Genomic DNA, 6823 nt, shown 5'->3' on the forward strand with positions numbered 1-6823 from the left:
GGTGATGCTGAAAGGAGTCGATGCTGGAGAGATCGAAAGCGGGGCGGAACTGAGCGCCGTCGCAGAGCTCGGGATGACCCGAGGTTCCCTAGATGGTGATCCTGCGGTTGATGACTTTTTCCGCGGTGTCATAGAGGGTCTGGTTGTGGGCGCGGGCGTAGCCGCGGAGCAGCGCGAACGCCTGGTTCATGTCGACATTGGAGGTGTGGGCGATCACGCCCTTCGCCTGCTCGATCAGGATGCGGCTGTTGAGGGCGCGCTTGAGCTGCTCATTGATCAGGGCGTTTTCCTTCGCCGCGCGTTCTTGCAGGAGGGTAATGGTTGCTACGTCCGCGAACGCCTGGGCAATGGCGATGTCCTCGGAACTGAGGGGGCCGGTCGCCTGGCCAAAGAGGTTCAAGGCACCGATGGTCCGGTTGCGCAGGCGCATCGGGACGGCGTGCAGGGAACGGAACCCTTGGGACAGGGCGGAGGACTGGAACAGGGGCCATCGGGAAGCCTGCGCCGCGATGTCATCGATGGCTATGGCGGCTCCGGTCCGGTAGCAGTCCACGCATGGTCCCGCGCCGGCCTCGAGCTGGAGGACTTCCACGAGCTGGCTTTCCTCGCTGGTCGAGGCCATGACCTGGAGGTCTCCGGCCGGATCGACAAGCACGAGTCCGGCGGCTGCGGCGTCAAGGATGCCGACCGATTCTTCCACCAGGGTGTGGAGCAGGTCCAAGACGTCGTAGTCCGCCACAAGGGTGTCCGCAATCTTGACGAAAGCGGCACTCACGCGCACGGCACGGCCCATCGTCGCCATACTCGGATTTTACTGCACATGCGCGGCCCAGTCGCCCTGCACGGGGTCTTTGAGGCCTACCTTCCTGACCCCGAGCCGGATAAAATAATGGTGTTGCCCCGGACCCTGGTAGCGCCATTATTCCAGCGCACTATCCAGGAGGATCCGATGCGAGGCAACCCCATTATCCGTCCCGCGTCCATACATCCGTACCATCGGTCCGGACCAATCGCTGATCTTCCGCGCCTTGGGCGGTTGCTGTCGATCGCGGAAGAACGGCCCCAAGACGATGCCGATCGTGAATGGCTGTTGCAGCAGTCACCTTCCGCCCAGGCCATGGAGGAGCTGGCAGCCGAGCTGGCCGAGCTGTTGGGGACGCGGACAGAACCGGGCCCGGAACGGCTGCCCTCTTCCAGCCGGCAGCTCAGCGGCGCGGAAGATGCCGGCATCTGGCGGGACCACCTGCTGGCAGAGATCGAGGATCTCACCGGGGAGCTGAAAGACAGGGTGGCCCGATACGCGTCGCTGCGGGACGTTCGGCCCTCCGGAGGGGCCGCGGCACGCGCCGATGCGGCCGCCGTGGCGTGGATGCACCGAATGCTGGAGGACATCGCCGCGACTGCCCTGGGCCTGGAAATCGCGTCACGGGAACTGTTTCTGCGGGCCGGGATGGCGGAGGAGCAGAAGATGAACGTCGTCCAGGAGCAGCCGGCAGGATCCGCCGAGTAGTCAGCCGCTTCCGGCCCCGCAGGCCCGTCCGCAGGGGCCAACGAGCCTCGGCCCGGTGCGGACAGCACTAGTCGGCGAGGATGCGGTAGAGCGCACGGCGGGTTTCATCGAGTTTTTCCATTGCTGCATTGCGTTGCTCCTCCGTTGCCGAGAAGCGGAACTGGTGGATGACTCCCATGAGCTTCCCCACGCTCTCGTGAAACGCGGGCCCGGAGCCCTGCGCCTCGGTGTTCCACGCGTTCCCCAGCTCTTCTGCGTGGTCGGCCACGTAGGCCTTGCCCGCATCGGTGAGCGTGAACTCGGTGCGCCGGCCCTCACCGACGGGCGTGATGAGCTCCTCGTCAACGAGCTGCTGGAGCGTCGGGTATACGGAGCCCGGGCTCGGACGCCAGGTTCCAGAGGTCTTTTCGGCAATCGTCTTGATCAGGCCGTAGCCGTTGGACGGCGCCTCGGCCAGGAGGGAGAGAATCGCCGAGCGGACATCGCCCCTGTTGGCCCGCCGTGAACCGCCGGGACCAAACCCGGGGCCAAAGCCAGGCCCGAAGCCGGGGCCGAATCCCGGCCCAAACCCGCGGCCCGGCCCGAAACCGCCGTGTCCGTGGGGTCCCCGCCGGCTTCTGCCGCGCCCGAAACGTCCCGCGGCGGGTCCGCCGTCGGTGAATTTGTCATTGAATTTGTCGTCGTGAATGCCTTTCATAGCGGCATCGTCCTTCCACTTCCATTGAATTTCTCTGATAGTCGCCGATCCTTCGGCGATAGTTAACGATATATCGGTGAGTATCGCCGGTCAAGAGTCAATTCAACTGGATTTTGGGGTTAGGGGAGGTCGCCGGCCGCAGGCAGGCAGTTCACGGAACCCGCAGGCCATCGAGCAGCCGCTGCACTAGCTCCGGCCGCTCGAAGTTGGCGAAATGGCCGCAATGCGGGAGCGTCACCTTCTGGACGTGCGGGACTACTTCGGCCAGTCGGGCCAGGTCGGAGGCAGGCGTGAACACGTCGCGGTCGCCGCGCAAGGCCAGCGCCGGGCAGCGAATGCCGCGCCACTGGCCAAAATCGTAGTGTGCCGCGGCCCGGGCTGCCGCGGAGAAACTGGCCGGCCGGGCGTCGTTGCTGAGCCCGCGGATCACCGCCGTTGAGATGGCTGCGGGTTCTGCGAAGAATGGGGACATCAGCGGTCCCATCAGTCTGGTGGTCCCGATTGCGCGGACCAGTGCCGACCCTGCCGGGCCGAGGGCAGCCATGGAGCGCATGGCCAGCAGCATGCCGACAAACGCCGGGAACTTGCCCAGGCTCCGCAGTGGGCCGCGGGCTGCCGCTGACACGCCGAATGTCGTGGCCGAAATGGTGGCTACGCTGGCGGTCCGTTCCGGCCACGCGGCGGCGATATGCAGCGCCAGGAAGCCTCCCATCGAGTGGCCCACCAGGTTCCACCGCCGGTAGCCGAGTGCGTTCAGCACGCCGGTGATGGCGCGTGCCATCGCCTCGATGCCGAATTGTTCCAGCCGGGCACCCTTCGTGGACTCACCCCAGCCCGGCAGGTCGATCAGCACCTGGTCGTTCGCCGGCGCCCCGGAAAGCAGTGCCCGGAAGCTGGTCCAGGAACCCGCTGCGCCATGAAGGTAGACGTCCGCTGTGCCGGACGCCGGACCGTGGCCGCCCGTGCCCCGCTGGACGCGCACCGTGCAGGGACCCAGCTCCGAGGGAAGGACCTGCCGCCGCAGCGTCACGTCATCCGTGCGGGCCGGTTCCTGCTGAATGCTCATGGTCACTTTCTGCTCCTTGTCCCTGAAAACTTGTCCCTGAAAACTGGCCTCTGGAGGATTTTCTCTGAAAGTGATTCGGAGCCGCGGGGGAGCCGGACCGGACGTGCCGGCTCCCGCCCGGAATGTGGGTGCCATCTATTTGTAACAACCGTTACAGTTTGATGTGTGACCGAAAGTGCTGAAGTTTCCTGGCTTGTCCTGCTCGTCCAGGTGCCGTCGGATCCGTCCCGGCATCGCGTGGCTGTCTGGCGGGAGTTGCGTCGGTTCGGTGCCGTTCCCGTCGGCCAGGGCGCCTGGACAGCACCGGACGTTCCTGCCTGCCGCGAGGGTGCAGAAAAGGCGCGGAAACTTGCCCGCGCGGGCAACGGTGAGCTGATGATACTTACCACCGGCTCCGCCGATGCTGATGCTGCCAAGCTGCGCGCACTTTTCGATGCGGCCCGGACGGACGAATGGGCCGAGTTCGTCGCTGACTGCGGGAAATACCGGGAGGAGATCGCCCGCGAGATTGCGAAGCGGAAGTTCACGCTTGCCGAACTCGAGGAGGAAGAGCAAAGCCTGGATCGGCTGCGGCGGTGGTTCCGGTCCATCCGGGGCAGGGACGTCTTCGGCAGTCCGTCGGCATCCGGTGCCGAGGGGATCCTGGCGGACTGCGTTGTTGCGCTGGACGACTTTGCCGGACGGGTTTACCAGGAGCTTCATTCATGAACCCATCTCCGCCGGTGCTCGCCGCCAAGTCCCCCTCGGCCCCGCTGTACGCCGCAGGCTTCGTAACGGCTTTCGGCGCGCACAGTATTGCCGCGGGCTTGGGCGCCCAGAGCGGAAACATCGGGCTGACCCTTCTCAACCTTGGCATTCTGCTCGCCTTGTACGACGTCTCTGAGGTGTTCCTCAAGCCGGTCTTCGGTGCCCTCAGTGACAGCATCGGCACCAAACCGGTCATCGTTGGCGGCCTTCTGGCCTTTGCCGTACTGTCCCTCATCGGTCTGTGGGGAGCCGATCCGCTCATGCTGGGACTGGCCCGGCTCGGGCAGGGTGCCGCGGCCTCCGCCTTCTCACCCGCGTCTTCCGCGATGGTGGCGCGTCTTTCCCAGGGGAGGAATGCTGGAACGTATTTCGGGAGGTATGGCTCCTGGAAGAGTCTCGGCTACGTCATCGGGCCCTTGCTCGGTGCAGGCTTGATTTTCGCCGGCGGCTTCCCGCTGCTGTTTGCCACCCTCGCGGTGCTGGCGACAGCCGCGGCAGTTTGGGTGCTCTTTGCCGTGCCGCATCTGGAACCGCTGCCGCGCCATCGCTACACCGTCCTGGACCTGGCGCAGCAGGTCACCGAGCGGCGCTTCTTGATCCCCACGCTGGTACTGGCCGCCTCGACGGCTGCGCTCGGAGCGGCGATCGGGTTTCTTCCCGCCCTTGCCACGAGGCATGGCCTGGACGCTTTCAGCGGAACGGCAGCGGTCAGTCTCCTCGCAATCGCCTCTCTGCTCACCCAGCCCCGGACAGGCAAGCTGCGTGACAACGGCAGCATCAGCGACGCGCAGGGCATGAGATCGGGTCTGCTGCTGACCGCAAGCGGCGTCGCGCTCCTGGCCCTGGCCCCCGGACCAATCACTATTTACCTGGCTGCCGCGGCAATCGGGGCGGGCGTCGGCATGGCTACGCCAATCGGCTTTGCCCATCTGGCAGATACCACTCCGCCAGAACGCATGGGCCGCACCATGGGCTCCGCCGAACTCGGCCGCGAACTCGGAGACGCTGGCGGGCCGCTGCTGGTGGGCGGCATCGCCACACTCATCGGCCTGCCCGCCGGCCTCGGAGCGCTTGCGGCCCTGGTGGCCTTGGCCAGTGTTCCCCGGCTCGGCGGCAACGGGTCCGGGGCGAAGCGCGTTGCCCCGGGCAAAAAGTGAGTCCCGGCAGCCAGGAAGCCTTTGCGGTCCGCCGTTAGCCGTGGCCTGGGGGATGGCCCGGTCCGGCCGCGCCGGCCTGGGCGAACGTGGGCACTGTCGTCACGGATCCAACGTTCGGGAGTGCCTGGCGGGTGGCGCGGTCGATTTCGTCGTGGATGGTGGAAAGTTCCCCGATGGCGGCTATGCCGGTCAGTGGGATGGAGACTTCGATGTGAAGCCGATGGCCGGACCAGCGCAACCGTGAGGTCGCGCCCTCGGGGGCGTGGGCGGTGACAACTGCTGCCAGCCGTTCCGTCAGGGCGGGGTCGACGCCGTCCATGAGCCGGCGCCCGATGTCCCGCACGGTTCCCCACAGCAGCACTGCAATTGCCGCGGAGATGAGCAGGCCCACAATCGGGTCCGCGAGGGGGAAACCCAGCCAGATGCCGATCACGCCGGCGACGACGGCCAGTGACGTGAAGCCATCGGTGCGGGCATGAATGCCATCGGCGATGAGCGCGGCGGAGCCGATTCGCCGCCCCACACGGATCCTGTAGATCGCGACGAGTTCGTTGCCGGCAAAGCCCACGAGCCCGGCGGCGAGCACCCAGCCCAGGTTCTGGACAGGCTGCGGTTCAAAGAAGCGGCGGATGGATTCGACGGCGGCCACGACGGCCGAGAGTGCGATCATCGCCACGATGAACAGCCCTGCGAGGTCCTCGGCGCGGCCGAATCCGTAGGTAAACGTCCGGGTCGCGCGGCGGCGTCCGAGCAGGAAGGCGATCCACAGCGGCACGGCGGTGAGGGCATCGGAGAAATTGTGGACCGTGTCCGCCAGCAACGCCACAGAGCCGCTGATCAGGACGATGACCAGCTGGAACAGCGACGTCGCCCCGAGCCCGAGGAGGGACATCTTCACGGCGCGAATGCCTTGGGAGCTCGTCTCCATGGCGGAGTCGGTCGAGTCGGCGGAGTCATGGGAGTGCGGCACGAAGAGTTCCTGCAGCCACCCTTTGAACCCGGTCGCGTGAATGTGTGCGTGCGGACCGTGGCCGTGCTGATGGTCGTGACGTTGAAGGCTGTCAGCGTCCTGGCCGCGTTCCCTGGGGCCGTGGTCGAGCGGATGCGCGTGCGCGGGGACATCGTGGCCGGGATGCATGGGCCGGTTCATGCTTCGGCGTCCCTCTTGGGGCTGTGCGGCGCGGCACCGTGGTGCGGAGCAGTGCCCAGTGCGTGTTCGGCCTGGTGGATGGCGTCGGCTACGAGCTGCCAGGCGTGCCCGTCCTGCAGGCGGTAGTAGACCTTGGTGCCTTCCTGGCGTGTGGAGACCATGCGCGCCAGGCGCATCTTGGCCAGGTGCTGGGACACCGCAGCCGCGGATTTGCCCGCTTTTTCAGCGAGCTCGTTGACCGGCAGTTCGCCGTGTCGCAGGGCCAGGATAAGCCGGACCCGGGTGGCATCGGCCAGCATGGCGAACACCTCCACAGCGAGTTCGACGTACTGGCTGTCCGCGGTGAGGGTGCGGCACCGCTCCGAACAAGTACGGCGGGCGGGCCCCCCGGGGGGGGGGCCCCCCGGGGCCGGCGGGCCCCCACCCGCCCCGGGGGGGGGTTTATAATTAAAGACGTGGCCGGAGGAGTAAACAGGTGGTTTGAGAAGGAGCCCGC

General features: G+C 66.6%; 8 protein-coding genes. 3 read left to right on the forward strand and 5 right to left on the reverse strand.

What is annotated here, in order from left to right; genetic code table 11:
• Positions 1 to 88: 88 nt before the first annotated feature.
• Positions 89 to 802, reverse strand: a complete 714-nt coding sequence (locus ACFVTM_RS01330; RefSeq protein WP_390201524.1) for a GAF and ANTAR domain-containing protein — start codon at positions 800 to 802, stop codon at positions 89 to 91.
• A gap of 288 nt (positions 803 to 1090) precedes the next feature.
• On the opposite strand from ACFVTM_RS01330, the gene ACFVTM_RS01335 reads away from it, so the two are divergent.
• Positions 1091 to 1510, forward strand: coding sequence for a hypothetical protein (locus tag ACFVTM_RS01335; RefSeq protein WP_390201525.1), 420 nt, complete (start codon positions 1091 to 1093; stop codon positions 1508 to 1510).
• A gap of 67 nt (positions 1511 to 1577) precedes the next feature.
• Here ACFVTM_RS01335 and ACFVTM_RS01340 read toward each other — a convergent pair whose 3' ends face one another.
• Positions 1578 to 2207: a PadR family transcriptional regulator gene (locus ACFVTM_RS01340; protein ID WP_390201526.1), complete on the reverse strand. Its 630-nt coding sequence runs from the start codon at positions 2205 to 2207 to the stop codon at positions 1578 to 1580.
• Positions 2208 to 2358: 151 nt separating this feature from the next.
• Entirely contained in the window at positions 2359 to 3273 is a 915-nt protein-coding gene (locus ACFVTM_RS01345; RefSeq protein WP_390201527.1) for an alpha/beta fold hydrolase, read from the reverse strand.
• Between the two features lie 165 nt (positions 3274 to 3438).
• Here ACFVTM_RS01345 and ACFVTM_RS01350 point away from each other — a divergent pair, with 165 nt between their 5' ends.
• Positions 3439 to 3981: a Chromate resistance protein ChrB gene (locus ACFVTM_RS01350; protein WP_390201528.1), complete on the forward strand. Its 543-nt coding sequence runs from the start codon at positions 3439 to 3441 to the stop codon at positions 3979 to 3981.
• A complete protein-coding gene (locus ACFVTM_RS01355; RefSeq protein ID WP_390201529.1) occupies positions 3978 to 5177 on the forward strand; it encodes an MFS transporter in 1200 nt (399 codons plus the stop codon). Before ACFVTM_RS01350 ends, ACFVTM_RS01355 begins: the two co-directional genes overlap by 4 nt.
• A gap of 34 nt (positions 5178 to 5211) precedes the next feature.
• Here ACFVTM_RS01355 and ACFVTM_RS01360 read toward each other — a convergent pair whose 3' ends face one another.
• Together ACFVTM_RS01360 and ACFVTM_RS01365 are read right to left on the reverse strand one after the other, a co-directional pair.
• Complete coding sequence (locus ACFVTM_RS01360) at positions 5212 to 6327, reverse strand: cation diffusion facilitator family transporter (protein ID WP_390201530.1); 1116 nt, start codon at positions 6325 to 6327, stop codon at positions 5212 to 5214.
• Positions 6324 to 6641 (reverse strand): ArsR/SmtB family transcription factor, encoded by a 318-nt coding sequence (locus ACFVTM_RS01365; protein ID WP_390201531.1) that lies wholly within the window; start codon positions 6639 to 6641, stop codon positions 6324 to 6326. The genes ACFVTM_RS01360 and ACFVTM_RS01365 overlap by 4 nt, the downstream gene beginning before the upstream one ends.
• Positions 6642 to 6823: the final 182 nt, after the last annotated feature.

Source organism: Arthrobacter sp. NPDC058130 (assembly GCF_042884475.1).
In the GTDB taxonomy this organism is placed as follows: Bacteria; Actinomycetota; Actinomycetes; order Actinomycetales; family Micrococcaceae; genus Arthrobacter.